General features: G+C 51.4%; 1 protein-coding gene. It reads left to right on the top strand.

Translation table 11 applies throughout. The annotated features are described in order from the left end of the window. A partial coding sequence (locus DWZ82_RS15815; RefSeq protein ID WP_243022972.1) for a recombinase family protein occupies window positions 1–362 on the top strand: 362 nt, incomplete at both ends.

The raw sequence follows: 362 nt of genomic DNA, 5'->3' as shown, positions 1-362 counted from the left end.
GACCCGGAAAACGGGCGGTATATGTGGGACTTCTCCGTTATCAAAGACCTTTTGATGAATCCCGTCTACACTGGGGCGATTGCTTCCCAGAAAAAGGACTACCGTTTCAAAATCGGCACGATTGGGGAAAAGAAGCCGGAGGACTGGATTGTGGTGGAGGGACAGCATGAACCGCTGATTGACCGCATGAACTTTGACATTGTGCAGAACAAGCTGAAATCCCGCCAGCGTCCGGGGCAGACCAATGAAATCAGCCTGTTTGCCGGACTGATAAAATGCGGCGAGTGTGGGAAGTCGCTGACGATACGCTACACAAATGCAAAACATCCCCAGCGGATTTACTCCTGCAAGACCTACAATGC

Source organism: Butyricicoccus sp. AF35-5AC (genome assembly GCF_003477715.1).
In the GTDB taxonomy this organism is placed as follows: Bacteria; Bacillota; Clostridia; order Oscillospirales; family Butyricicoccaceae; genus Agathobaculum; species Agathobaculum butyriciproducens.
This window is presented reverse-complemented; position numbering and strand designations above follow the sequence as displayed.